The 25,960-nt window shown below is 41.8% G+C and carries 23 protein-coding genes; 9 read left to right on the plus strand and 14 right to left on the minus strand.

Annotation, left to right across the window (positions count from 1 at the left end; all coding sequences use genetic code 11):
- The first annotated feature begins 227 nt into the window (after positions 1-227).
- On the plus strand, positions 228-821 hold the full coding sequence (locus RM368_RS07655; protein WP_322693523.1) for a DUF4360 domain-containing protein: 594 nt from the start codon (positions 228-230) through the stop codon (positions 819-821).
- A gap of 159 nt (positions 822-980) precedes the next feature.
- The gene (locus RM368_RS07660; RefSeq protein ID WP_322693524.1) at positions 981-1,496 is read left to right on the plus strand and encodes a hypothetical protein; all 516 of its coding nucleotides are present in this window, start codon (positions 981-983) and stop codon (positions 1,494-1,496) included.
- Positions 1,497-1,925: 429 nt separating this feature from the next.
- On the opposite strand, the gene RM368_RS07665 is transcribed toward RM368_RS07660, so the two are convergent.
- The 10 genes from RM368_RS07665 to RM368_RS07710 form a co-directional block, all read right to left on the minus strand.
- A complete protein-coding gene (locus tag RM368_RS07665; protein ID WP_322693525.1) occupies positions 1,926-3,377 on the minus strand; it encodes an NAD(P)/FAD-dependent oxidoreductase in 1,452 nt (483 codons plus the stop codon).
- Positions 3,378-3,624: 247 nt separating this feature from the next.
- Positions 3,625-4,662, minus strand: coding sequence for a threonine-phosphate decarboxylase CobD (cobD, locus tag RM368_RS07670; RefSeq protein ID WP_322693526.1), 1,038 nt, complete (start codon positions 4,660-4,662; stop codon positions 3,625-3,627).
- Between the two features lie 26 nt (positions 4,663-4,688).
- On the minus strand, positions 4,689-4,973 hold the full coding sequence (locus tag RM368_RS07675) for an HU family DNA-binding protein (protein ID WP_010998076.1): 285 nt from the start codon (positions 4,971-4,973) through the stop codon (positions 4,689-4,691).
- A gap of 673 nt (positions 4,974-5,646) precedes the next feature.
- The gene (locus tag RM368_RS07680) at positions 5,647-6,288 is read right to left on the minus strand and encodes a Uma2 family endonuclease (protein ID WP_322693527.1); all 642 of its coding nucleotides are present in this window, start codon (positions 6,286-6,288) and stop codon (positions 5,647-5,649) included.
- 53 nt (positions 6,289-6,341) lie between these two features.
- Positions 6,342-6,917 (minus strand): Uma2 family endonuclease, encoded by a 576-nt coding sequence (locus RM368_RS07685; RefSeq protein ID WP_322693528.1) that lies wholly within the window; start codon positions 6,915-6,917, stop codon positions 6,342-6,344.
- A gap of 289 nt (positions 6,918-7,206) precedes the next feature.
- Positions 7,207-7,368, minus strand: a complete 162-nt coding sequence (locus tag RM368_RS07690; protein WP_322693529.1) for a hypothetical protein — start codon at positions 7,366-7,368, stop codon at positions 7,207-7,209.
- A gap of 228 nt (positions 7,369-7,596) precedes the next feature.
- Positions 7,597-9,774 (minus strand): AMIN domain-containing protein, encoded by a 2,178-nt coding sequence (locus tag RM368_RS07695; RefSeq protein WP_322693530.1) that lies wholly within the window; start codon positions 9,772-9,774, stop codon positions 7,597-7,599.
- 281 nt (positions 9,775-10,055) lie between these two features.
- Positions 10,056-10,820, minus strand: a complete 765-nt coding sequence (locus RM368_RS07700; RefSeq protein ID WP_322693531.1) for a pilus assembly protein PilO — start codon at positions 10,818-10,820, stop codon at positions 10,056-10,058.
- A complete protein-coding gene (locus tag RM368_RS07705) occupies positions 10,817-11,593 on the minus strand; it encodes a PilN domain-containing protein (protein ID WP_322693532.1) in 777 nt (258 codons plus the stop codon). The genes RM368_RS07700 and RM368_RS07705 overlap by 4 nt, the downstream gene beginning before the upstream one ends.
- 4 nt (positions 11,594-11,597) lie before the next feature.
- A complete protein-coding gene (locus tag RM368_RS07710) occupies positions 11,598-12,704 on the minus strand; it encodes a type IV pilus biogenesis protein PilM (RefSeq protein ID WP_322693533.1) in 1,107 nt (368 codons plus the stop codon).
- 152 nt (positions 12,705-12,856) lie between these two features.
- On the opposite strand from RM368_RS07710, the gene RM368_RS07715 reads away from it, so the two are divergent.
- Positions 12,857-14,155, plus strand: a complete 1,299-nt coding sequence (locus RM368_RS07715; protein ID WP_322693534.1) for a sugar ABC transporter substrate-binding protein — start codon at positions 12,857-12,859, stop codon at positions 14,153-14,155.
- A gap of 133 nt (positions 14,156-14,288) precedes the next feature.
- Here the strand turns inward: RM368_RS07715 and RM368_RS07720 are convergent, their stop codons facing one another.
- From RM368_RS07720 to RM368_RS07730, 3 genes are all read right to left on the minus strand, one after another.
- On the minus strand, positions 14,289-15,578 hold the full coding sequence (locus tag RM368_RS07720; protein WP_322693535.1) for a folylpolyglutamate synthase/dihydrofolate synthase family protein: 1,290 nt from the start codon (positions 15,576-15,578) through the stop codon (positions 14,289-14,291).
- A 182-nt stretch (positions 15,579-15,760) separates the two neighbouring features.
- A complete protein-coding gene (locus tag RM368_RS07725; protein ID WP_322671746.1) occupies positions 15,761-15,886 on the minus strand; it encodes a photosystem II protein Y in 126 nt (41 codons plus the stop codon).
- 263 nt (positions 15,887-16,149) lie between these two features.
- Entirely contained in the window at positions 16,150-16,677 is a 528-nt protein-coding gene (locus RM368_RS07730) for a gamma carbonic anhydrase family protein (protein WP_322693536.1), read from the minus strand.
- A 239-nt stretch (positions 16,678-16,916) separates the two neighbouring features.
- Here RM368_RS07730 and RM368_RS07735 point away from each other — a divergent pair, with 239 nt between their 5' ends.
- The 5 genes from RM368_RS07735 to map all read left to right on the plus strand — a co-directional run bounded on the left by RM368_RS07735 (position 16,917) and on the right by map (position 22,734).
- Positions 16,917-17,429, plus strand: a complete 513-nt coding sequence (locus tag RM368_RS07735) for a TIGR02652 family protein (protein WP_322693537.1) — start codon at positions 16,917-16,919, stop codon at positions 17,427-17,429.
- A 78-nt stretch (positions 17,430-17,507) separates the two neighbouring features.
- Positions 17,508-17,951: a VOC family protein gene (locus RM368_RS07740; protein WP_322693538.1), complete on the plus strand. Its 444-nt coding sequence runs from the start codon at positions 17,508-17,510 to the stop codon at positions 17,949-17,951.
- Between the two features lie 142 nt (positions 17,952-18,093).
- Positions 18,094-20,955 (plus strand): pitrilysin family protein, encoded by a 2,862-nt coding sequence (locus RM368_RS07745; RefSeq protein WP_322693539.1) that lies wholly within the window; start codon positions 18,094-18,096, stop codon positions 20,953-20,955.
- A gap of 103 nt (positions 20,956-21,058) precedes the next feature.
- Complete coding sequence (locus RM368_RS07750) at positions 21,059-21,583, plus strand: plastocyanin/azurin family copper-binding protein (RefSeq protein WP_322693540.1); 525 nt, start codon at positions 21,059-21,061, stop codon at positions 21,581-21,583.
- Between the two features lie 323 nt (positions 21,584-21,906).
- Positions 21,907-22,734, plus strand: coding sequence for a type I methionyl aminopeptidase (gene map, locus RM368_RS07755; RefSeq protein WP_322693541.1), 828 nt, complete (start codon positions 21,907-21,909; stop codon positions 22,732-22,734).
- 138 nt (positions 22,735-22,872) lie between these two features.
- Here map and RM368_RS07760 read toward each other — a convergent pair whose 3' ends face one another.
- Positions 22,873-24,348, minus strand: coding sequence for a hypothetical protein (locus RM368_RS07760; RefSeq protein WP_322693542.1), 1,476 nt, complete (start codon positions 24,346-24,348; stop codon positions 22,873-22,875).
- Between the two features lie 208 nt (positions 24,349-24,556).
- On the opposite strand from RM368_RS07760, the gene RM368_RS07765 reads away from it, so the two are divergent.
- Positions 24,557-25,960: an amidase gene (locus RM368_RS07765; protein WP_322693543.1), complete on the plus strand. Its 1,404-nt coding sequence runs from the start codon at positions 24,557-24,559 to the stop codon at positions 25,958-25,960.

Raw genomic sequence — 25,960 nt, forward strand, 5'->3', positions numbered from 1 at the left:
AAGGCAGAAGCCTGTAAGTATCAATCAAAACTTTAGTTGTGGGTGATTGCCCATTACTAGAACAAAATTGTGTCGAGATATGTAACAGCAGACACAAAGCATTCTTGCTTCAATCTCATGCTTTTAAGGGTGGGATTAAAGCAAAAATGCCTTCATACCTCGTACCTTCTGGCTTCTGAATGCATTTTTCATCAAAAAACAACTCTAGCAACATAGGTACAATCAATATGAACTTTAAACAATTTGGTGTATTACTGTCTCTATCTACAATTCTTGGAATCAACGTAATTGCGAACAAAGCTTTGGCTGATGAGCCTAGTATTACTTTTGGAGATGCAATCGGGTCTGGTGGATGTAGTGTTGCAGATCAGCTTCCTGGAGAGGATGGTAGAAGCTTATCGATCGTCTTGGATAACTTTAGTGCATTCAATGGTCAGCGTCAAAAGTGTATTTTACGCGTTCAAAGTTTTATTCCAAGTGGTTTCATCATCCAAAATGTACAAGTACTGTACCAAGGAACTACTGATATTAATACTAAGAGTAAAGGTACCAGCTTAAGCAGAACTTATAGCTTTAGTGGTGGTGCTCTTGGTCAAGCCGTAGCTTCCCCTAAAACTAGCAAGTTTACATCTAGTAAGGCATTTGCGGAGCAAGATGAGATTACTGTTTTAGCTGCTACAGGTTTATGTAGTGGTGGTGGACAAGGATTATTAGGTATTAATCTGACTGCACAATCCTCAGCAGGAAGTTCTATTTTTGTTGATACAGCCGATCTCAATGCTGGGGATGTGATACTTTCTTTTGACCTAAAGCGTTGCTAGTCGTTACTTTTAGCGATTCTGTGGATAGATGGTGATACACGCACCAAATTCCAAATTTAGTGGTCTTCAATGAGTGGTGAATCTAAATCCCCCACTCGTTGAATCTACCAAATGTATTCTTCTTTAAAATTATAAATTTCTGTTGATGGAGAGGAAGTTATGTTGAGATTGAGTGATGCACGTAATTTTTTCATATTAATGTGCTTGTTTTTTTTCTGTTATGATGCCAATTCATCTAGCACTGCTGCTCCAGTAAACAACCAGCCGCGATTTTCGGTTAACAGGGGATGTAATCTAAGCTTCAGTCCGCAAATAAATCAGTTTACGCTTCGCGCTCCTATAACTGTAAAGGCACAATCATCAAGAGCTAGATGTATCATTAGAATTGATACCTCTAATACTCAAAAACAATTTAGACTCGTGCCTTTAGCTGTAAAAGGTGTAGTCAAGAAAGCACCAGCACAAGTAGCTATCACATCGTTTTTACTTGGCGATAAACCAACTCCATATCAAATAAGATATGAAAGTACTATAAATTTTGATTTGACCAAGCAAATACTTCCAACTAACTATACAACTACAGGAAAAAGTGTTTTAGGCGTTAATTTAGTATTAACAACAACCGGAGGAGACTTAGAGTTGACAGATTTCAAATTTGCACTTCAACAAAAATAATAAGCTCAATTTTGAGGGATGCTCCCCAATTCTGATGACGTTGCGTTTGCGATCGAGGTGCTGTCAATATTAGCAAAGGCAGCGAGAACTGCAAAGTCAGTAATGATATAGGACTAATATCTGATTTTTGAACGAGATTTTAGAGGATGTTTGAAAAGTCATGATTGATGTATCAAACATTTTTTACCCCACCCTAACCCTTCCCGTATGTATTGGGGAGGGAACCAGATTTTTCTTGTTTCCCCCCAATACATCGGGGGGATTAAGGGGGGTAATAATGTAATTAAAATTACAGCCAACTACTTTTCAAACAACCTCTTAGATAAAACCTTTATAAAACGGGCTTTTTAGTCTCAAGATGTTTTCAAAAATCAAATTGGAGTCCTAACTTTGTTTAAGTTATTATAGTGACAACTCCGTGCATAAATGCTAATTACAATTGCGGCGAAAATGGAAGAAGCCTTCTAAAAACTCTTGCAAAGGAATGTTGGTATTTAACTTTTGCTTACTCCACTCTCTTGCAGTTTGTTCCAAAATTTCTGAAAAACTGGGGTAGGCAGGAGATAAATTTGCTAGATGTTTAACTTTTATTTTTTGTGATATTGCCAAGGCAATCAAATTAATTAATTCTCTAGCTTCTGCCCCTAATATCGAAGCCCCTAAAATTTCTCCATTGCGTAGCACAATTAATTTACACATACCAGTGGTTTCATCCCGAAGTTGGGCTGCTGCCACTGTTTTAAAATACTGTCGCAAAACTAAAATTTCATCTCGACGAAATTGGCGTTTTGCCTGTACCTCTGTTAAACCCACTTGCGCCAGCATTGGCGCAGAAAATATCGTCCAAGGAATTGAAGAATAATTTACTCCTAATCTAGGGAAAAATAGTGCATTGTTCAGGGCAATTTTTGCTTCATAATTAGCGATATTGGCAAAGTCATAACCACCAATTACATCACCACAAGCATAAATGCGGTGGTTAGTGGTTTGCAGTTTATCATTTACTACTAAGCTACGCCGATGCCATTTCACACCTGCTGTTGCCAAATTTAGAAATTCAAGATTCGGCTGTTGGCCAGTCGCCACTAAAATTTCATCAGTTTCAATGGCCTTATCTCCTGCTTGAATCCACTTTTTATTTTCAATTACCCTCACCTGAGTTACTGGTTTTTCGGTGAGTACGCGCACACCTTCGACTTCTAGCTGCGCTTGAAGTAATGTAGCTATCTCAGGGTCTAGATATGGAAGAACATAAGGATGCTTGACTACCAGCGTCACATTGCAACCAAACCTTGCTAAAGTTTGAGCAATTTCAATGCCTTGGGGAATTCCACCGATAATTACCCAATTTTTGGGTAATGTCGCTCCCTGGAAGGATTGCCAAATATTAGAAAGGGTTAGATAGCCAGTGGCTTGTAATCCTTCAATCTCTGGAATTTCTGGACGCGAACCACTGGCTAGTAAATAAGTACGGGCACGTAGTAGGCGATTGTTAACGGCAAAAGCCAATTGAGGTGAAGATTGAAACTGACCACTGCCAACGATCGCATCGACTCCCTGCGCAGCTAAAATGGCTGGGGAATACTGTTCTTGGAGATTTGAAGCGACGCATTGAGCATACAGCATCGCTTCTTGCCATGCCATAGATATCTGACATTCTTTTGAGGTATCAGTGTGTGTGGCATGAATACCAAAACCAGCCGCATCCTTCAACTTCTGCGCTACTTTACCAATTTCGGTAAGAGCATAGTGATGAGTAAACCCGTAGTCTACTTTGGGTTGTACCAGGGCAACTGTAGCACGTAGTTGGGTTGCAGCAAGTGCAGCATAGTATCCAGCAAGACTGCCACCAATAATTACAACATCGTAGTCAACGGTCACGTGAATTTAGATTAGAGTTAGGAGTTAAGAATTAGGAGTTAGGAATTAGGAGTTAGGAGTTAGGAGTTACGTCTGATGTGAATTAGAAACACCGCTTATTCTATAAGGGTTTCTAGATTCACTCAAAATCATAGTTTTGGGATTACCTATGAAATTACAAGGGTTTCAAAGCTTAATTCACATTAGGCGTGAGTTAGTAATTAAAACCTTTTTTAACTTATAACTCCTAACTTATAACTTATAACTCCTAACTCTCTTTTAGCGCTGTTAGTAAACGTTGGTTATCGGACTCTTGACGTACAGCAACCCGGAAAAAGCGATCGCCTAGTTCTTTAAAACTAAGGCAATCGCGGATTAAAATCTGGTGATACTTGAGTAATTGTTGCTGTAACTGGGAAGTAGATTCTTGGGACTCAACCAGTAAAAAGTTAGCAGCACTTGCTTGGGGTTGCAATCCTGGGATTTCAGCTAAACCCTGAAACAGTTGGTTTCGTGCAGGTGGTAGCCATGCCCAGGTTTGCTGCTGAAACTCCGTATCCTGGAGTGCCGCAATTGCCGCTGCTGCCGCTAGCGTGTTTACAGGCCAAGGATCTCGCCATAGCTGCCATTTAGCTAGGCAGTCAGGATGTGCGATCGCATATCCCAATCGCAGTCCTGGGAGACTGTAAAATTTGGTCAGCGATCGCAATACTACTAAATTTGGATATTCCTGCACCACCGGAATCAGGCTTTGTTCCTCATTGGGCGGCACAAAATCCATAAATGCTTCATCCACCACAACCAAAGCAAATTGCTCCAGGTAGGGCAAAATAGAGTCCCGTGAAAATAGTTTTCCGGTTGGGTTATGGGGGTTATTTAGCAATAGTCCTTTGTCCTTTGTCCTTTGTCTTTTGTCAATGACCAATGACAAAGAACACTCCAGCACTTTAGCGTTGTACGCTGTCAAGGTTCGGTAGTAATCGCCAAAGGCTGGAGTGATTAAAATTGTCGCGGCTAATTGAGCTAATTCCCTACCGATTAAAGTGAGTAATTCTGCGGAGCCGTTACCCGGCAGAATCCACTCAGACGGCAATTGATGGAAGTGACTGAGAGCTAGTCTCAGTTCACTATAGTTTGGGTCTGGATAGTGCTTAAGATTACCAATGTGGGACTTAATAGCAGCGATCGCGCTGTTTGGAGGCCCCAACGGGCTGATGCTAGCAGAAAAATCCAGAATAGCATTAGGGGGACAGCCAGCCAGTGCTGCTGCCCAGGCTAAATTTCCCCCGTGTGCAGGTTGCCGCATTAAAAAAGGGTTCCCGAAGACAGAACCTATGCTTTTGGGGGTGCTACCTTTTCTCTAAACAGTTTTCCTGCGGAGAAGGCAGGAACCCTTGTCGCTGGAATTTCCATTTTTTCATTTGTTTTCGGGTTGCGACCTTCACGGGCTTTACGTTCCCGCGATTCAAATGAGCCAAATCCCACCAACGTTACCTTATCACCAGAGGAAACCGCTTCAATAATCGTTTCCAAAGCGGCAGTTAAAACTGCATCCGCTTGTTTCTTGGTAACACTAGCCTTTTCAGCTACGGCATCAACTAATTCACCTTTGTTCATGTCAAACTCCTGAAGGTTTACTTGAGATTTGAGTACGGATGCACATTAATACATCCGTACTCAAATCTTTGTTCGCGGAAATACAAAAATCATCCTTTGGGAGTATTTTTTCTCAAAACGGCTGTACATCCCATCGGCTCGACTTTTCAATGAATCATTCTAAGGTGTTGTAGCCTGATGTGGATAGATGAAACCATTAATTTATATAGATTTCAGGATTTTTTGTAATTTTAGGGTACTTGTTTCACTAAAAACCACCCTAAAAGTAGGAAAAAATACTTAGTAAATCCCGCAATTGCCAAGAAAACAGGGGAGAGATGGTCAATGTTTGTTGGCATTCATTACCGATGTTGAAGAGTTATTGCTGAGATTAACCAATTTTTATGGAAATTGAAGGCTCAGATTCCCGATTTCTCTAAAAAATCGCAGATTTTGCTCACTTTTTATCTGATATGGAAAATCCAATGCGAAATTTAACCTATAGCAAGCTTCTTTAGTAGCGAAGAGGGAAAACTTAAAGCTTCTCCCCTAGAAGGCTATCCATTAGTCACATGTTTCTTAACATTTGTGGGGCGATGCCACGGCGATAAACTAGGCTGCAACAACTTTTTCTGGTGCATCCATTACGCGTAGCTTACCGTAGGGGTACAACGAACGTAGGCACTTAACAAACCTATTCCCTAGCAGAAATTTTCTGTTGCACCCAAGCCCGAAAAGCACGGGTAGTAGCAATTTCCCCATTCTTCTTAGCTTCTTGGATAAACCGAGGAATCTCCTTGACCGACACAGGTGCAAAAGTAGGGCTGGTTTCGACTTCTGAGTATTGCCCACCTGCAAGCGTGTAGACTCGCAACACACTGCCGTTATAGCGCCAAAATTCAGGGACTTCCATTGCAGCATAAAGCTTAAGTTTGTCTATTGCAGACCTGGAATATTCCACTTCCAGCACCAGATCAGGGGGCGGGTCGATAGCTATGTCAATATTTTCTTTATCTCGAACTAGCACTTCATTTTGGATGTAATAGCTACTATCTGGTTCGGCTCCCCGCTGCAAATCATCCCGCATTAAAGTTAATGAACCAGCGCGTCTAATTTCCCAGCCCAACTCTTCGCACAGGACACCAACAAAACCTTCAATTACACGGTTTGAGTTCTCGTGCGGCATTTGTGGGGTCATAATTTCTACGGTTCCATTGTCATAAGCCAGTCGGGAATTACGATCTGAACCCATTTCAGCCAGTATGGTTTTAAATGTCTGCCAGCTAATGTTTTGGAGTAAAACCCGATTTTCTGCGGATGTTGTTATTGCCACCATAGTTCAGTTCTTTGCAACAAAACTTTTTCCAGTACTGTATCCCTATGAACCTTTTACCAAATTCGTTGTATATTGAGTACAAAATCAGGTAAAACATTTTCGCCGGAAATAGTTTGAGGGCATTTTAAAACTTCCACATCTTGTCCTGGACGATAAATTTCTACTTCCTGTTTTTTTCGGTTAATCAACCAACCTAGACGACAACCATTTTCGATATACTCTTGCATCTTGTTCTGAGTTTTTTTCAAGCTGTCATTAGGCGAAAGTATCTCAATTACAAAATCAGGACATAGGGGAATAAATTTTTCTTTTTGTTCTTTAGTCAAAGCATCCCAACGAGATTTTTCCACCCAAGAAACATCTGGAGAACGGTCAGCCCCGGATGGTAAAGTAAATCCAGTTGATGAATCAAAAACTTCGCCCAATTTATTTTGATCGTTCCAGAACCATATTTGAGCGTTAATAGTAGAATTATTTTTTCCTGTTTCTCCTCCCGTAGGTGGCATTATAATCAACTCTCCTTGGGCATTACGTTCTAATTTTAAATCGGGGTTTTCTTTACACAATTGATAAAACTGCTCTCTTGTCAGTTTAATTACAGAATTGAGGTTTAATGTAAGTGCTGTCATAAGAGTATTTCCCTTTTTATTAGATGAGTAGGCTACAAATCTATATCCATATATTTCAAGGGCTTTCTCGGCAATTATACTAACATCATCTGTTGCGCTGAGTAACACCCCAGAATTAATATAATGTGATGTGCAATTTATTCTTAAAACCCCACTTCCATTCCTCTCCCCGAAAGGTCAAGAGGCTTTGATTCTTGCTCCCCTTCTCTGGTAGGGAAAGGGTTGAGGATTAGGTTTGAGAGTAAAGTTGTACATAGCGTAATATAAGTTATTTTAATTCTTCTCTACCCTATAGCCCACCTCTGCGACTGGCGAGTTCTTTTTCAATTTCATTTTCATCTAATAAATGTTTACCAAAAGCAAAAATCTTAGTGCGAATTTGCTGCAAACGTTCGCTCAATAGGATTTTATTTGCAGAGTTTTTCAAAGCAATAAATTCAACAAAATCCAAAACTTCCTCTTGTTTTTCTTAGGGAAGAGGACGCCACTTTGTTCATAAATCTTGTTCTGAACTCATTAGTATTTACCCACTACTGCTACTTCTATTGTGATTGGATATTTTTATTCTAGAATGACATTTAAACTTAAATCTATTCGTAAAAAAGAAGATACCCAGCTTCTTTAAGAAGTCGGGTATCTGAGCCTTTAGCAGAGGTGATTCATCTATTCATCATCTTTATTACCTGCCAGGAACCTTCAATCCCCGACGCTCAAGGATTTGCCGCACTTCTGGGCTAGGGGTGTAGTTATAGCCGTAGGAGGAGTTCTCAGAGTCATCCATAATCTGAGGTGTAAGCAACACAATCACCTCTTGACGCTGGTTTTGTCGGTTTGTACTTCTAAATAACGAACCAATCAGTGGAAGATCGCCTAAGATAGGAATTTTGGAGACAGCTGTCCGATCTTGGTCTTGAATAATACCACTTAGGATTAGTGTCTGACCATCTCGTAAGCGAATTAAGCCAGAAGTAAGAGAGCGCTCAGACACTAAAATAATTTGTCCATTTCCTGTATTTGCTGGGGCGGAAGGAGCGCTGACAGTAGGGGCAACCGATAAAGAAACGAACCCATTATCGTCAATCCGCTCAATTTTTACACTCAAGGTTAAGCCAACTTTTTGTTTCTCAATTGTTCTTTCTGTCCTAGAACCACCAGAAGTATCAGTTGTTTGAAGGGTTATATTTCCCACTACTTCTTGAGTCAGATTGACCAGAGCCTGCTGACCTTCTTGCACAATTAAGGTTGGGTCGGTCAAAATCTTGGCATTGCCATTTGTCACTTGAGCCTGCAAGCTAGCGAGAAGACGCTTGGGGAACTGTATCGGTGCTGCAATAGTGCTAACAATATTATTGGCGAATGGTGTACTAGTCAAGCTAGTTCTCGCTTCATCACTAGTAGCTGGTCTGGCACCTCCAAAATTCAGAGAGGCGATACCACCATCATTGCTAAAGTAGTTGTTACCAACCCCAAAAGAAAAGCTAGTGTTGTAGTCTTGAATGTTCGAGAGGTTGACATCAATAATCTTGACGTTGACTACCACTTGACGACGGCGGATATCAAGCTGAGTTAGTTGAGCCATCGCAATCTCAATCAGTCTAGGAGGGCCAATTAAGGTAAGTGAATTGGTGCGCTCGTCTCCTAATGCCTGTAAACCTCTTAGTAATGGATTAGAGTCTTGAAAACTAGCGCGTTGGGTTTCCAGTCTGGTTTCTGTGGTCGTCTGAGTTTGGGTGATGGGAGCAGCCGTATTACCCACGGCTACAGCACTAACACTAGTAACTTGTCGTTCGCGGCTGACAGCAGTTTCTGCTCCTAAGCCAACCAAAAAATTCAGGGCGGTTCCCACCGTTACCTGATTGAGTCGCATACTACGCATAACCATGTCACGGGTCGCATTAGGTAGTTTAGCCCCAACAAAAACTGTACGACCACTGCGGTTAGCTTCTAAACCACTCAGGCGCAAAACGTAGTTAAACACATCTTGCACTGGCTCATTTTCTATATCTAAAGAAATAGTTTGAGAAACTGCTGGTGCATTTGCACCGCCACCTGGCTGACCTCCACCACCTTGCTCACCTCCGACGTAAGCCAGGTTCAAACCAGCAGCACGAGCAAGCAATGATAAAACCTCACGTACTGGGGCATCTCGCAGTACTAGACGAGGTACACGTTCCTGAGTTGCTAAGTCAACGGTACTAGGAGAAGCATCGGTAGCAGAAATAGCAATATCTCCCACTGGTGGGGCGACGGCTCGAGGTAAGAACGGTGGAGCCTGACTCACAGGTTGACCTGGCCCAGCAGCTTGTGCAGGTTGTCCGTCAATGGTGACTTGTGGGTTAGGAACGAGAACACCTGGATTTTGACCAGGTTGGGCTGGAGTTGTAACAGGTGGTGCTGTGGATGTTGGGGTTGTTGGGGCTGTTGGCGTTGGCACTGATGCTGTAGAGCCTGTTGAAGGGCTAAAGCTGAGTGTAATTCCATTTGGCGAGCGCATTACGGGTTGACTGCCAGGTGCATTGTTGCTCCCAGTTACCGTCACCCGAATACTATTAGCATCAAGCTGACTAACCTCAACAGAGGCAATTCCTGGAGCTGGGTTATCTTGACGAAAGCTATTACCTTGTGGTAATCGTAATTGAGTATTGATAACATCAGCGACTAAAGCCTTGCCTCTTTTTGTAGTGAAAACTTGGGGGCGCGACCCGGAAGAAGTTTTCAAAGCGACGTTAATTCCACCATTAACTGGATTTAACTGGACATCAGTAACTTGACTAATTTGTGCCCAAACTGGTTGAGCTGCCAAAAATACAAAAGCAGCAGTAGCTAAAATAAAACTATTACCGTGAAGCTGTTTCACAGTTCATTCCTCACCTTATAAAACCTTGTTTACAAACAATTTTGAGTAGGCGCTTAGAAACCACACGCCAATTGCTTATGGGGTTTCCCCATTGGCGCTAGCCTCTCTTTTTTGAAAAAGACCGCGTTGACTTAACTACACGAGACTTTGCCCACCTACCCTGCGGAAAGACCAAGGGCGAAAGCGAGTTTCAAAATCCTCAATTATTTCCTTAGTCTGTAGGAAGAGTTTGTCTACGCTTGTGTAGTCGCGAAATTCTATTCGTCCTAGCTCTAATTTGACTACTTTTTCGGGGCAGCTTTCGCTGCTGCCGCTATTTTTTCTGGACTAAGTGGCATCAATACCTGTAACTTGAATGATGTATTAATCGCTGCTGGGCCTACTTGCATCGGCGTTTTATCTAATGGGGATCTTGTCTCTGTTGGAGCCAAAGTTGCTTGATAATCTTCAACTATTAACAAAGGCTGTAACCGCTCAATGTTACGAATTATCGATTGTGTTTGTTCATAAGTTGCTGTAATCTCAGCGCTAATAGTACTGCGTTGCAGCTTGCCGTCAACCCCTACTCCTAGACTTCCATCGGTAATCGGTTCTGGTTTTTGGGAAATCGGCACATATCTCTTCAGTTTGGCTCTGACTGCATTAATAGAAGTTGCACTATTGCCAGACTCAATTAAGCGGTTCAAATCCAACAGCAATGTATCTAAGGTTTTTTCGTTCGCAAATAAACTTAAAACCTGAACTTTTTGCTGCTTTGCCTGTGCTAGTTCGTCTTTAACTTTGTCAATCTGTTTGATATTGGCTTTTTTTTGCTCAATTTGCGCTTGCAGTTCAGAGCTTTTGGCTTGCTGTTGCTGATAGCTTTCCCAAGCTGGCATCAGCAGGTTTAATAATATATAACCTGCTCCCGCTAAACCAACTACCCCTATCAAGATCCCAATAATTTTTGGTGTGAAGGCAATACCAAATACTACACGTGCGGCTGGCGTTGCCTGATCGAATTCTCCACCTTGTTCGGAAAAATTTAAATCATCACTCAGCGTCATTTTGAAATGACTCCTGTTTGTTGCATATTACGAATTCGAGTTACTAACCCCACTGTGCCTTTTTTTTCCAACTCTCGAATTAATTCCGACGCTGGAACGTCGTTCATGCTCGACTGAATAGTGTATTTAACTACTTGAGGTGGCTTAATTACGACATTATTAGAAGATTGACTCCCATTTGATGTTAAGGGAGCATCTACTAATGCTGCTGTCAGAATTCTGGTTTCTGTGGGCTTCAAAAACTGAGATTGTTGTAAACTCAATAAGAAGTCATTGACATCATTAAAAGAACGAGCCAATCCGTTAATTTCTAATCCCCCTGCGGGATTATTTGGTGGCTGACCTGCCGCTACTGCAATGGGTGGGATTTGCTTGATATTTTCGATTTGCACTGCCGTTGGGATGCGATCGCGCAAATCTTGCAGCATTGCTGACCAAGGTCGAATTTGGTCAAATACAGTAACTAAAGCTTGGGTTTCCCCTTTAATTGCCTTCGTCTCGTCTTTGATTTTATTAATATTTCCTATTTCTGTATCTAACCTCTTGCTTTCTTGATCTAGTTGTGCGATTTGACCATCTAATTCAACAATCTTTCCTTGCAGCAACCACCAACCTACTCCTAATAAAACCGGAAGACCGATACCTACTGCAACTCCTACATACAGCAGTGTCAAATCCCCCGTAGGAAGTTTTAAGGCTATTCCTCGTTGTTTCTCTGGCTTTTTCTGGTATGCTGGGCGGTCTTTAAGAAAGTTAACATCTAGACTGTACATTTTATTACACCTCCCGCATTCCTAGACCTAGTACGATCGCCAAGCCAGAGCGTTGTACCTGTGGATATTTATCAGTGTCAACTTCCAAAGATAAAGACCCAATTGGATCTATTTGGGTAGTTGGCAAACTCAATCGTTGGGTAAAAAATTCATCTAGCTGCTGAAGTCCACCTCCTGGCCCGGCTAATAAAATCTGCGCTACCTCCAAATTTTCACTTTGATTCAGGTAAAAATCGATAGAACGGCGCAGTTCATCCGTTAGTTCCCCCAAGACTCTCAATATGGCAGCCATGCCAGGATCGAGTTCGGTAACGCCTGTTTTACCGCCGTCTATGGGAGTTGCAGGAATAACCATTCCGTGTAACAGTTCCATATCTCGTGATGTAGGTAAGCTCATTGTCCTTGCTAAGGCAGTTTGCATTTGATAAGTCCCGATGGGGACTGTGCGCGAAAATTGCGGCACTCCGTTAACGATGATGGCTATTTCTGTACTATCGAACTCGATATCAACTAGTACTGCTGCTTCTTGCGGCCCAAATTGTCGCAGTTGTTCGCGAATAGTCCGAATTAGAGCAAAACTGTTAATTTCTAAAACATCAATTTGTAATCCTGCCTGCTCGAAGGTACTTATATAGGTATCCGTGATCTCCTTGCGGGTGGCAACTAGGAGTACGTGTACTTTTTCAATGCCATCTTCATCTACAAAATACCCAAGTTTCTGATAATCTACATCAGCCTCTTCACGAGGATAGGGTAAATACAAACCTGCTTCATGGTTCAGCACCATTTCTCGCAGTTCTTTATCGTCTAACTCTGCTGGCACTGGTATAATCCGAACGATAGAATCTCGTCCTGGTACACCAGTAGCAACGCGAGAAGTTTTGATTTTGCTCTCAGCTAGCGCTTGCTGGATTAATTGCGCCATTGCTGGAGGGTCATTGATTTGACCATCGATAACTATCCCTTCTGGAACTGCTACCGATGTATAGGTTTCTAATTTCAAACCTTGACCCTGTTTGCGTAGCTGAACTACATTCACTCGTTCGGGAGCAAGCTCAATGCCTACTCCTTTTTTCGATTTGCCAAACAGACTATTGAAGCTTTTTACCACAGTTGTGCCCGCTGGACTGCTAAATTGAAAATTTAAATTTGTTGCAGTAAAGGCGTTATATATTACGTCTTTACGGGTAATTTATTTAGCCTATAATCTCAACAATTCTGTCTAAGCTTTTCACACCGATCAAGCGTAAAAATACTGGGAAAATGATTCAATTGCGAAAATTTAAACAACTTGTTGCTTTGGTACTGCTTGGCTTAATAACCAGTTGGGTTATAAGTTGCAGCATAGGTAATGTTAATACAAGTACAAAACAAGCTACTTCAGGAGCGGGAACTGTTGAGTTTTGGACAATGCAACTCCAACCTCAATTTACCGACTACTTCAAAAGCCTAATTGCGAATTTTGAATCGCAAAATCCAGGTATAAAGATTAACTGGGTTGATGTACCTTGGGCGGCAATGGAGAACAAAATATTAACAGCTGTCTCCGCAAAAACGCCACCTGATGTAGTTAACTTGAATCCGGGTTTTGCTTCTCAGCTTGCCGGACGAAATGCTTGGTTAGATTTGGATGCGAAAGTCCCGAATGATATACGTTCCTCCTATCTGCCGAATATCTGGAAAGCAAGCACGCTTAATGGCAAGAGTTTTGGGATTCCCTGGTATCTCACCACACGGTTAACCATTTATAACACTGATTTATTAAAACAGGCAGGTATCAATAAAGTCCCCGTAACCTACGCAGAATTAGCACAAGCAGCGCAACAAATTAAAGAGAAGACGGGAAAATATGCCTTTTTTGTAACTTTCGTACCGCAAGATTCTGGTGAAGTGCTGGAATCTTTCGTGCAAATGGGAGTCACTTTAATAGATGCTGAGGGTAAAGCGGCGTTTAATTCAGCACCAGGGAAAGCCGCGTTTCAGTATTGGGTAGACTTGTATAAAAAAGGTTTGCTTCCTAAAGAGGCTTTAACTCAAGGACATCGCCACGCGATCGATTTATACCAATCTGGAGAGACTGCGTTTCTAGCTTCTGGACCAGAGTTCCTAAAAACGATCGCTAATAATGCCCCAAAAATTGCTCAAGCTTCGGAAATAGCACCTCAACTCACTGGTGACACAGGCAAGAAAAATGTCGCGGTGATGAACATAGTTATTCCCCGCGATAGCAAACAACCAGATGGCGCTGTGAAGTTTGCTTTATTTGTCACCAATGACGAAAATCAGTTAGCCTTTGCTAAAGCTGCAAATGTTCTGCCTTCTACAATCAAAGCATTGTCTGATAGTTACTTTAAAGATGTTCCAGCTAATGCTTCAACAATAGAAAAAGCAAGAGTAATGAGTGCTCAAGAACTGCCAAAGGCAGAAATATTGACCCCGACATTGAAGGATTTTAATAAACTTCAAAAAGCAGTTTACGAAAACTTGCAAGCAGCAATGTTAGGACAGAAAACTGTAGATAAAGCTGTAGAAGATGCGGCGCAGGAGTGGAATCAAAGATAAATTTGGGCATTGGGCATGGGGAAAGGGTAAGGGAAAAGGGTAAGGGGAAATGGGGAAAGATTAAATTTATTCCTTTTCCCTTTAACCTTTAACCTTTTCTCCTGCCCCCCTGCTCCCCTGCTCCCTCATCTCCCTATTCCCTATTCCTCATTTGTAAAAAGTCGCCGATTAAATAAAGGGAACCACACAAAACGATTAAATCGTCTGTGGTAGCGGTTGAGGTTGCAGCCTCTAATGCTGTGAATAAATCTGGATGGATTTGGCGATCGCTTAATTCGGGACAGATGCTGTAAGCTAGGTTTGATAAGTAGTCTAGATCCGCAGAAGTTCTACCGGGCCAAGGTTCTACTGGTATTGGCACTAAATAAAGGCGATCGCCTGGTCGCAGTAATGCGGTAAAAATATCAGCATGATCCTTATCGGCAAACATTCCCATAACCCAATTTACGGGTTTGAGGTTAACTGCGTCTAAGCTATCAATATATTGGCGGAGAACTTGAGCGGCGCCGGTATTATGAGCGCCATCAAGTAATAATTTATGCTTGTTCCAAGTAATCCATTGCATCCGCCCCGGCCATTTAGTTTTGGCCATACCGTTAATTATGGCTTCTTCTGAAATCTGCCAACCTTGTTGTTGGAGAATTTCTAAAGCAGCTATTGCCAAAGCTGAATTAGTTAACTGAATTTGTCCGGCTAACGGCAACGGATATTTAATTAAATTAGAATTTTGAATTGTTTTATATTCTGCCCATCCTGTAGCAATTTCACGGGCGGGTTGAGGTGTAAAAATTGGACATTGTAATTCTAAGGCGCGCGATCGCACCACTTGGTCTGCCTCTGGTGGTAATGGCCCAACCACAACGGGACATCTAGGTTTCAGAATACCTGCTTTTTCTCTAGCAATGTCAGCGACGGTAGGGCCAAGTTGCTGCCAGTGTTCCCGACTAATAGAAGTAATGAGTGTAACCAAAGGTTCCAAGCAGACATTGGTTGCATCCAAGCGCCCTCCCAGTCCTACTTCTACCACAGCCACATCAACTTGCTGCTGGGCAAAATATAACCAAGCAGCCGCCGTAATTACTTCAAATTGAGTTGCCGATTCGTCCTGATGACGAATAACCGCTTGGACTTTTTCTAATAATTGACTCAATTCCTCAGAGGAAATTTGCTGTTCGTTCAAACAAATACGTTCCGTCCAATCAACTAGATGGGGTGAAGTGTAGCGTCCTGTACGATAACCAGCCTCTGTGAGTACTGAGGAAATATAGGCACAGACTGAACCTTTGCCATTAGTGCCAGCAACATGAATTACCGGGACTTGGTGATGGGGATTGCCGAGATTTGCCAAGAGGTTGACAATGCGATCTAGTCCCAAATGGACACCAAAGCGTTGCAGGGGTTGTATTACAGAATCGATATCCAAGGAATGAGAGTGGGAGAAATCAATTCAAAATTCACGCATTCAAAATTCAAAATTGAATAAAAAGATTGGGAAAGATGTAGCTTTAGCTTCTTGCAGGGTAAGACACAAGCGGATAGGGGGGACAAGGGGGACTACTAAACCCAATGCCCAATGCCTAATGTCCCCATGCCCCATCAATGAATTTAAGCTTCTCTATCGAAAAAGCCTTGAAATTGTCTTAAAGCCGCAGCGCCAATATTAAACACTGCCCAACTAGCAGCAATGACTACTGGTGCTAAAACGATCGCTATACGAAAATCGATATCCATATCTAAGAACCCCTCTTTTAAGTAGAAATTAAAGTTTTGTCAACAGCTCTCATTTTTATTTTTAGCTGAAGTGGGCAATTTTTCCAAATCCAAATGTAAAGAATGTTTAAATTATGGGGCATTGGGCATTGGGGAATGGGGAAAGGGAAAGGGGTAAGGGGAAAGATTAAATTTCTTCCTTTTCCCTTTAACCTTTAACCTTTTCCCCTGCTCCCCCTGCCTCCTCTGCCTCCCCTGCCCCCTGCCTCCCCACTCCCTACTCTCTAAGCCTTGCTAAAACCAATATCAGTACCCTTACCAGCATGAACTAAAGCTAACTTTTGGTAACGTTTAGCGTGTTCAATCAGTTCTGCGGCTTCAACATCTGTTACTTGCCGTAATACTTTACCTGGAATACCGACAACTAATGACAAAGGCGGTACATTTTTAGTTACCACTGCGCCAGCACCAATAATGCTACCAGCGCCCACTCGTACCCCATCTAAAATCACTGCGCCAATGCCAATCAAACTTCCACGTTCAATGTAGGCAGAATGTACTACAGCGCGATGCCCTACGGTAACATGATCTTCTAAGATTGTTGGAAAACCAGCATCACCATGTAAAATTGCACCATCCTGAATATTTGTGCATTCGCCAATTTCAATTTGTTCTACATCTCCCCTCACCACTGCTCCATACCAAATGCTCACTCCTGTTGCTATATTTACCGAACCCATAACAACAGCATTGCTCGCAATGAAGGCAGCTTGAGAAAAATCAGGAGATGTCCAGTAAGAAGCGGTAGACACGATAGAATATGAATATGGTACCCAGGAACACTGGAGAAACTCCAACCTTTGAGGCTGGTTGCACAACCAGGATATCACAGCGTCAAGCCTCTACGCTGAGGAAAACACTAGTGAACAATGTTCCTGCCGCAACACCGTGTCTATGCAGCAGCGAGCAAGTAACCCAAAGTGGTTGAGCCGAAGTGTATAATCCAACCCACTAGTGCTGGTGAAGACAAAACTATGTTTGTACGCACTTCATGATGAATCCAGGTTTGCAGTACCCAATGTTTGGGCCGGAAATACAGTGTCCCCATTGTCGCCAGACTATTCCGGCGTTGACACTCACAGATACCTATCTGTGTCCGCGTCATGGCGCGTTTGAAGCTAATCCGAAAAATGGAGAGTTAATCCATTTGCAATCGGGGCGTCATTGGCGGAGGTGGAATAATGAATGGTATAGACAACATACTCATCCTGATGGTATTCGCTTTGAAATTCACGAAGCATTAGACAAGCTCTATACCCAAGGTTTTCGAGCAACACGAGTAATTATTGCTCGACGCTATCAGGAATTGATGAGTGGCTACTTAGAACGTAGCACGCCTTGGCGTTCTGGACAATCAGAAGCTACTGCGGCGCGTTTGTACGGTTTACCCGTGGAGTTTAGCCCCGATAGCTCAGATGATGCCTGTTGGGAAGTGATTAATTTTGACTTGGAAAAAGAGCCTGGTGTCCCTGTACGCTACCCTTATTTCAGGTTGTTTGAGTAATGGTCATTTGTCATTAGTCATTTGTCATTAGTGAATAACAAAGGACAAATGACTAAGGACTAAGGACTAAGGATTAATATGCACCACGCTTCTATTCGGACTGCGAATATTCATCGAGCGATCGCTTTCTACGAACTTCTAGGGTTTACAATCTCAGAACGCTTTACCACAGGCTACACCTTAGCTTGCTGGATGGAAGGATTGGGCGGCAGAATTGAACTGATCCAAATTCCCGAACCAAAACCAGCCCCAGATGCTTTTGCTGACGAACATTATGTAGGGTATTATCATCTCTCGTTCGATTTAACTGAAATTACACCAGATTTACCTAGCTGGTTGACAAATTTGCAAGAACGTGTATTAGTAGCTACTGAAAGTCAAACCGAAGGATTAGAACCGTTGAAGGTGCTTTTAGAACCGACACAACAGCAAATAGGCGATCGCATTTACGAAGTGGCTTTCATCGCCGATACTGATGGCTTACCTCTGGAATTCATTCGGATTTTAGCAAAACTCCCGTAATTTAGCTTTTTTATTAGCTTTGTTGCTAATATATTGTTTTTCTGTATTGTTACTGAAGTCACAGATTTTTTCGTCAGATTAGAGTGTAGTCATTCCTCAAAATAACTATGTAACTTAATTTACAGATAAATCCGCTAAATACATGTATGGATTTATCAAATTTTATTCTAAATTTGATAAATATCCCTTGCCGCTATTACTTTTAAGTTTATGGCTAGTAGCTGTTTTTTTGTTGAGCGATCGACCTGCTCATAGCCAACATCCAGTTATATTTACTAACAAAGAAAAATATCAGTCAACCTTGCTAGCAAAAAGAATAATGCCCTCAACACTGACAGAAAATGTCCGCAAGACAGTGCTGGAGAATGGTCTAACTGTTCTGACAAAGGAAGTCCATACTGCGCCAGTGGTGACGGTGCAGGTGTGGTACAAGGTTGGCTCGCGTAACGAAGAACCAGGCGTGAATGGCATTGCCCACCAATTGGAACACATGATGTTTAAAGGCACTCGCAATCGTCCAATTCAATTTGGACGTTTGTTTAGTGCTTTAGGTAGTGATTCTAATGCTTTTACCAGCTATGACCAAACTGCATATTACGGTACTGTGGAACGAAACAAGCTGAAAGCGCTCTTGGTGCTAGAAGCAGACAGAATGCGAAATTCCCAGATTGAGCCGGAGCAATTAGCCAGTGAAAAGCGGGTAGTAATTTCCGAGTTGCAGGGTTACGAAAATAGTCCAGAATATCGCCTCAACCGCGCTGTCATGCAAGCGGCGTTTCCCAATCATGCTTATGGGTTGCCTGTAGGTGGCACCAAAGCTGATGTTGAGAAATTTGAAGTCGAGCAGGTAGAAAAATATTACCGCAATTTTTACAGTCCCGATAATGCTGTCTTAGTGATTGTGGGAGATTTTCAAACTGCAAATACTCTTGAAACAATTAAAGAAGTATTTGGCAAATTACCAAAAAAAGTTAAGAGTGAGGAGCTAAGAGTTAGGAGTGAGGAGTTAGGAGTTAGCAGTAAAAATACTTTTACCCCATCTACCTCACTCAGCACTCCCATTGTATTGCGAGAACCGGGAGCAGGGCGGCTGTTACAAGTTGTGTATCCGTTACCGGATGCAAATCAACCGGATGTCCCGGCGCTGGATGTGATGGATTACATCTTGACAGAGGGACGGAATTCTAGACTTTATCAGGCATTGGTGGAATCAGGTTTAGCTAGTGAACTTACAGCATCCGTCACCAGTTTGCGAGAATCTGGCTGGTATGAGTTGTTGGTAACGGCTGGAGCTAAACAAGATTTGAAAAAAATTGACTCAATGTTGAGTAGTGCGATCGCTAATGTAGCAGAAAAAGGTGTGACATCCGAGGAAGTAGAACGAGCCAAAACTCAATTAACAGCAGATGTAATTTTGAGTAACCGTGATATCACCTCTCAAGCAATGCGATTGGGAACTGATGAGACAACTGTTGGTGATTATCGCTACACAGACCGCTATTTGGCAGCTGTTCGTTTGGTGAAGCCGACGGATGTTGTTGCTGTGATTAACAAATACTTGACAAAAGAAGCGCGGACAGTAGGATTTTTTGAACCAACCCAGAAGCGGATAACAGAAGTTGCTGACAAACCAGACTCAGCCCAAACTACAGAAAATTTCTCTCCTGGCGCACCTGTGCTTTTTTCTGAGGTGATGAAATACTTACCGTCGGTGGATTTGGCTACAGATGCGATTGCCCAAGTCTTACCCCAGGAATTTAAATTGACTAACGGATTGCGGATATTACTGTTACCCGATCGCAGTACTCCCACCGTTACCTTGAGCGGTTATATTCAAGCTGGGACAGAATTCGATCCAGAGAGCAAAGCTGGATTGGCTGCTTTTGTGGCAGATAATTTGCTAAATGGCACTAAGAGCAAGGATGTTTTAACTATTGCTAAAGTCTTAGGAGAACGAGGGGCAAGTTTAGACTTTCAAACCTACCGCGAAGGTGTGCATATTGAAGGTGATAGTTTAGCAGAAGACCTACCAATACTTGTGGAGATACTAGCAGATGTTATTAAAAATAGTACCTTTCCAAGCAAAGAGTTGGAACTGCATCGCGAACAAACTTTAACTGAGCTACAACAGGAATTAGATGAGCCATCAGAAGTAGCTAGAAGAGTATTTGTTCAGTCAATTTACCCGAAAAAACACCCCTTACATACTTTCCCTACAGAGGAGAGTTTACAGCAGATTCAGCGCCAGGATGTGATTGATTTTAAAACTAAACATTATCGCCCAGATACAACAGTGCTAGCGCTGGTAGGAGATTTCGATCTAGACAAAGTGCGATCGCTGATAAAAAATAAGTTTGGAGACTGGGAAGTTAGCGGCCAAGCACCCACATTAAAATATCCCCCGGTGGCAATGCCAAAGAAAATGGTGAGTGTCAACCCAGTTTTACCAGATAAAGCCCAAGCTGTAACTTATATGGGTTACACAGGTATTAACCGTTACGATCCTCGATTTCATGCAGCCTTAGTATTAAACCAGATATTGGGAGGCGATACCTTATCTAGTAGACTAGGTGCAGAAGTGCGCGATCGCCAAGGTTTGAGCTATGGAATTTATAGCTCCTTCCAAGCTCTTAAGAATGTAGGGACATTTTTGATTGAGATGCAGACTAGTCCTGAAGATAGCAGTAAAGCGATCGCTAGTACCCGCCAAATACTACAGCAAATCCATCAACAAGGCGTCACTGCACTCGAAGTAGAAACAGCTAAACGCACCCTGATGAGCAACTACAACGTTTCCCTAGCAAACCCAGAGGAATTAACAGATAGAATTCTGATGAATGAGGTGTACGGACTAGATAAAGTAGAATTGCACTCTTTCACTGATAAAATCCAGAAAGTCACCCTTACTCAAGTTAATCAAGCGGCTCGTGAGTTACTCCACCCAGATCAAATCGTAGTCGTTACTGCTGGGCCATCTGTGTTAGCAGAGAAAAGTATTAGGTAGAGATAGGCACTAGGCATGGATAATATAAAGAATAGGTAAAATGGTTTTCCCCGCTACCTATTAATCGTTATTGCTCATCAGCATTGCCTTTTGAGAATTAGTGATGAAAATCTATAACTATTTTTACGAAATTGTAATTAAATCCCTTACTTTTACAATTCATACTTGGGTGCAAATATTACGACCGAACTACGTGATATTAACGTTGCTTATAGCTCTAAATTTCATCGCTGCTACTCCAGCAATGGCGGCGAATAAATCTTTTGATTTGCTCAAGCAACCAGCTACAGAAATTACAGTTAGCTTGGGTAATGCGGCTGACGAACTCAAATTTGAGCCAAATCATTTGGAATTTGAGGTTGGCAAACGCTATCAACTACGGCTTACTAATCCCAGCCAACTGAAGCACTATTTTACTGCTAAAGATTTTGCCGATGGCATCTGGACACAAAAAGTTGAAGCAGGCAAAGTAGAAATCAAAGGAGCCATTCACGAACTGGAACTCAAGCCCAGTGCGGAAGCCGAATGGGTATTTGTGCCCCTGAAATCTGGTACTTATGGCTTACGTTGTACAATACCAGGACATACAGAAGCAGGTATGACTGGAGAGATTGCCATCAAGAATTAAAAATTAAAGATAATTGTGTTAAATTCTCTGCGTACCTCTGGGCTTACCTTTGTGCCCCTGGAGCGTTTAAATTTCAACCCTCATTTTAGACAAAACTGTACTAACTCCCATAGTGCGTTCTGAAAAAGAACTTAGGGCGTTTTTGATTCCAGTCCAACACATCAGGAGTATGCCAATATGTTATTCTATATACATTAGCGCCCAAAATAGAAGAATCCCTATCAAAGATTAAAATAACTTAAATTATAGATATTATTTCTCAATTAACTTAGAGAAAGCATTGATACTTCAGCGTCACAGCCACCAGTAATTATTAATTTCCCATGAACATTTTCAGTAACTTACTTTCTCAAGCGACTCAGCCTGCACCTGCGAAAAAACAGCGCCGAGGAATTGAAATTAAATCGCCGCGTGAAATTGAAATCATGCGGCAATCATCGACAATTGTAGCAACTGTCCTAAAAGAAATTTCCGAGCTAGTAAAACCAGGAATGACAACAGCTGATTTGGATGCTTATGCAGAGAAACGCATCCGCGAAATGGGTGCAACACCGAGTTTTAAAGGATATCACGGTTTTCCAGGTTCTATTTGCTCCAGTATTAATAATGAAGCAGTACATGGCATTCCTAGCCCCAAAAAAGTGATTCGCGTCGGGGATGTATTAAAAGTAGATACGGGTGCTTATTTCCAAGGCTTTCATGGTGATTCTTGCATTTCAATTGCTGTGGGTGAAGTGACGCAAGAAGCTGCTAAATTAATTCGTGTAGCAGAAGAAGCTTTATATAAAGGTATTGAACAAGTTAAGGCTGGTGTATACCTCCTTGACTTAGCTGGAGCAATTGAAGACCATGTGAAAGCTAACGGCTTTAGTATAGTTGAAGAGTTTACTGGACACGGTGTCGGTCGTAACCTGCATGAAGAACCTTCAGTATTCAACTATCGTACTCGTGAGATGCCAAATGTTAAACTCCGGGCGGGGATGACGCTGGCAATTGAGCCAATTTTAAATGCGGGTTCCAGACACACACGAACATTGTCTGACCGTTGGACAGCAGTCACGATGGATAATTCTTTGTCGGCTCAATTTGAGCATACAGTTTTGGTAACGGAGACTGGTTATGAGATTTTAACTGACCGTTCTAAGCTGTAATTGTTTAGTTGTAATTATCTGTTTTTAAAGAGGTGAAGCGTCGAAACAGGGCGATTTACCTCTTTACTTTTTTAACACAATTTGTAAAACATTCAATAACTGCTATATAGCAATCCTATCTAATTTTTCACAAATGATTTAGGACTGTTGATTAGTCCCTGCATAATTAGTTTTGTAAATAGAAAGCATCTCTTTAGCTTGCACAAAGACAGACGTACTCTCTGGAATAGCTTCTAACAAATTAATTGCTTGCCGCCATTTATTTTGTGCTTGCTGCCGACTTAGTTGTGAATGGGGTGAATTTTTAAATAAATTAGCTTCTGTTGCTAGCTTGTGGGCTAATTCTAAGTTTCCTACAGCTTTCCTTTCAATTAGCACTCTTTTACTGATAGATTTATAGTTAATTTGATAGTAAGCTAATTTATTCTTTGCCCGGTCATAAACTGATGTTTTAGCAGGAATGTTATCTAATAAAATTATTGCATGATACCATTTAGTTTCTGCTTCTTGCCAGACTTTTAGAGGATGCGGTGGCTTTTGAACTAGAGAAGCAGCCTCCATACCAAGTTTTTGAGCAGATTTAAAGTTGGCGATGGCGGAGTCATCGTCTGTGACGAACGTACTTGTTTCTTGAGTTAAACTTAGATTTTGCTCTTTAATTTTTAAACCAGTAAAAGTTAAGACTAATAAACTTGAAGCGATAATCAAAGCTGAACGTATTATTTTTGGTGTTGAAAACTTTGTTAATATTCCTACTTTCTGGCTACTGATTGCTTCTCTACTACTTTCCTCTTCAATCTTTTTCAGGGCTTGTTCTCCCTGTTGAGTTAAAGTATTACCCCTAATAATTAAAGCAGCAATTTGTTCTTGGAAATAATCACAATCATTGAGAATATCTGTCAATTCTTGAAATTTTCCCTCACTTGATATGATTAATTCGTGGTCATCATCTAACCACTCTAGAGCAAAACCAGATTTACCATAAAAAGCTGATACGCCTAATAAAATATTTAATAAGTTGCGACTATTTTTAATAGTATCAAAAATATAATTTAGTTTTTGTTGTAGCTTTAATAGTTGTTTTTGAGAATCGCTAATTTTTTCAATTTGATGTTTTAAAATATTAAATTTAGCCAAGGCCAAGTCAATTTTTAAACTTTCATTCAAGGTTTGAAGTTGATTAGATATACTTAAATTAATAATATCATAATTTAGTTGATTTACTAATTGAATATCACTAAGAATATCAGCGGCGATCGCTTGCAGAAAATAACCCCATTCAAGCCAATCATCAATTTTTGATTGTAAATCAGTCAATGAAATTTTAGTTTCTGAATTTCCAAATTTCTCTGCGATCGCTGGATCGATTAATCCTCCACTAGGTATAAATAAAACACCTACAGTACCTATTCGAGGAAGCGTAGCGATCGCAGAATTTTTGACGTTCTCAAGTCTCAATTCCTGAACGATTAATTTTTTAATATTTCGTAGTTTTTCCTGAGCATTATTAATCGGGATAATTTGTTCCATGATTTGATTAGAATCGCCAATAGTAAGTTTTAGACTCTGAATCAATGTTGGCAATTCACTAACAAGTATTTCTAGGTTAGCCATAAATACCCTTTAGGGATTTGTCGAAAGTTTATGCAGAACAATTAAAATGGCTTGAGTAAGAACGTAACCATGCCTATTGCATCTGAGTATCCTAAATGAGTGGCAAATCTCAGGAGCTATAAAATGTATAGTTCCCGGAAATCCTGCTAAAGTAACAATTTCAGTTTAAAAATCCCAGAGAAAAACAAAATTACCCATTCACTAACCTATGAATGAAGTTGATTTAGCATTTACCCCAGCACTAGAGTTGGCGCAATTAATTCGTCGCCGGGAAATATCACCCCTAGAGTTGGTAGAAATATATTTAGAAAGGATTGGGCAATTAAATCCCCAATTAGGAAGTTATTTTACGGTGACGGCAGAATTAGCGATCGCAGATGCCAAAGCCAAAACAGAATTATTAACAACTACTTCAGAACTACCGCCATTTTTTGGCGTACCGATTTCTATTAAAGACCTCAATGCTGTAGCAGGCGTTACCTGTACTTATGGAAATCCGGCATTACTGAACAATATCCCTAACTATGATGATGGGGTTGTAACGCGCATTAAACAAGCTGGATTTACTCTTCTTGGTAAAACAGCTACTTCCGAATTAGGTTCTTTTCCCTACAGCGAACCTATGGGTTTTACCCCAGCGAGAAATCCGTGGAATTTAGAATACACTCCTGGCGGTTCCAGTGGTGGTGCGGCGGCGGCGGTAGCAGCGGGACTGTGTGCGATCGCTCAAGGTTCTGATGGCGGTGGTTCAATTCGGGGGCCTGCGGCTTGTTGTGGTTTGGTGGGACTCAAACCATCAAGGGGCAGGGTGAGTAAAGCACCAGTAGGCGAACGCCTCGCTGGAATTGCCGTCAACGGGCCAATCGCCCGGACTGTCGCTGATGCTGCTGCCCTTTTGGATGCCATATCTGGGTACATGACAGGCGATCCTTACTGGTTGCCAGATCCCGAACCATCATTTCTCGCCGCTACTGAGACAAAACTCGGTGCTTTGCGAATTGCCTTTGACACTAGTATTTCTCCTTTGGGAGAAGCTGACGCCAACTGTCAGCAAGGTGTCCGTCAAACAGTCCAGTTATTAGAACAACTCGGCCACCACGTTGAACAAAAATCCCCAGATTTTAGTGGTTTAGTTGAACCATTTCAAATCGTTTGGCAAGCTGGAGTAGCTGCATCGGGACTTCCTGTTGAAGCTTTGCAGCCATTGAATCGCTGGCTATTTGCACGTACAGGTTCCGTTGGAGAATACCTGCAAGCGGTTTCCCAAATGCAGGTAGTGGCACGTCAGATTGTGGCATTTTTCGATACTGTGGATGTGCTGGTATTGCCAGTTTATCTACATTCACCTATTCGCGTTGGGGAATGGGCTTCGCTCAGTCCAGAAGAGACATTCCAAAATATTATTAAGTGGGTTGCTCCTTGTCCGCCTGCGAATGCAACTGGACAACCTGCGATCGCCATTCCTGTTGGCTTTGATAGTAAGGGTTTACCCATGAGTGTGCAGCTAATTGGTAAACCTGCCGCTGAAGCCACAATCATCAGCCTAGCAGCACAATTAGAAGCGGCTAATCCTTGGATTCATCATCGTCCAGCCTGGGCAATATCAGGCTAA

The organism is Nostoc sp. DedSLP03, assembly GCF_034530815.1.
In the GTDB taxonomy this organism is placed as follows: domain Bacteria; phylum Cyanobacteriota; class Cyanobacteriia; order Cyanobacteriales; family Nostocaceae; genus Nostoc.

Excerpts from the sequence above, each read along its gene's own strand:
- RM368_RS07680 (WP_322693527.1), bottom strand. The coding sequence starts at position 6,288 with ATGGTGGCAATAACAACATCCGCAGAAAATCGGGTTTTACTCCAAAAC.
- RM368_RS07750 (WP_322693540.1), top strand. The coding sequence starts at position 21,059 with ATGAAAATCTATAACTATTTTTACGAAATTGTAATTAAATCCCTTACT.
- RM368_RS07735 (WP_322693537.1), top strand. The coding sequence starts at position 16,917 with ATGATGAATCCAGGTTTGCAGTACCCAATGTTTGGGCCGGAAATACAG.
- RM368_RS07760 (WP_322693542.1), bottom strand. The coding sequence starts at position 24,348 with ATGGCTAACCTAGAAATACTTGTTAGTGAATTGCCAACATTGATTCAG.
- RM368_RS07655 (WP_322693523.1), top strand. The coding sequence starts at position 228 with ATGAACTTTAAACAATTTGGTGTATTACTGTCTCTATCTACAATTCTT.
- RM368_RS07660 (WP_322693524.1), top strand. The coding sequence starts at position 981 with ATGTTGAGATTGAGTGATGCACGTAATTTTTTCATATTAATGTGCTTG.
- RM368_RS07675 (WP_010998076.1), bottom strand. The coding sequence starts at position 4,973 with ATGAACAAAGGTGAATTAGTTGATGCCGTAGCTGAAAAGGCTAGTGTT.
- RM368_RS07765 (WP_322693543.1), top strand. The coding sequence starts at position 24,557 with ATGAATGAAGTTGATTTAGCATTTACCCCAGCACTAGAGTTGGCGCAA.
- map (WP_322693541.1), top strand. The coding sequence starts at position 21,907 with ATGAACATTTTCAGTAACTTACTTTCTCAAGCGACTCAGCCTGCACCT.
- RM368_RS07700 (WP_322693531.1), bottom strand. The coding sequence starts at position 10,820 with ATGACGCTGAGTGATGATTTAAATTTTTCCGAACAAGGTGGAGAATTC.
- cobD (WP_322693526.1), bottom strand. The coding sequence starts at position 4,662 with ATGCGGCAACCTGCACACGGGGGAAATTTAGCCTGGGCAGCAGCACTG.
- RM368_RS07745 (WP_322693539.1), top strand. The coding sequence starts at position 18,094 with ATGTATGGATTTATCAAATTTTATTCTAAATTTGATAAATATCCCTTG.
- RM368_RS07725 (WP_322671746.1), bottom strand. The coding sequence starts at position 15,886 with ATGGATATCGATTTTCGTATAGCGATCGTTTTAGCACCAGTAGTCATT.
- RM368_RS07740 (WP_322693538.1), top strand. The coding sequence starts at position 17,508 with ATGCACCACGCTTCTATTCGGACTGCGAATATTCATCGAGCGATCGCT.
- RM368_RS07705 (WP_322693532.1), bottom strand. The coding sequence starts at position 11,593 with ATGTACAGTCTAGATGTTAACTTTCTTAAAGACCGCCCAGCATACCAG.
- RM368_RS07715 (WP_322693534.1), top strand. The coding sequence starts at position 12,857 with ATGATTCAATTGCGAAAATTTAAACAACTTGTTGCTTTGGTACTGCTT.
- RM368_RS07685 (WP_322693528.1), bottom strand. The coding sequence starts at position 6,917 with ATGACAGCACTTACATTAAACCTCAATTCTGTAATTAAACTGACAAGA.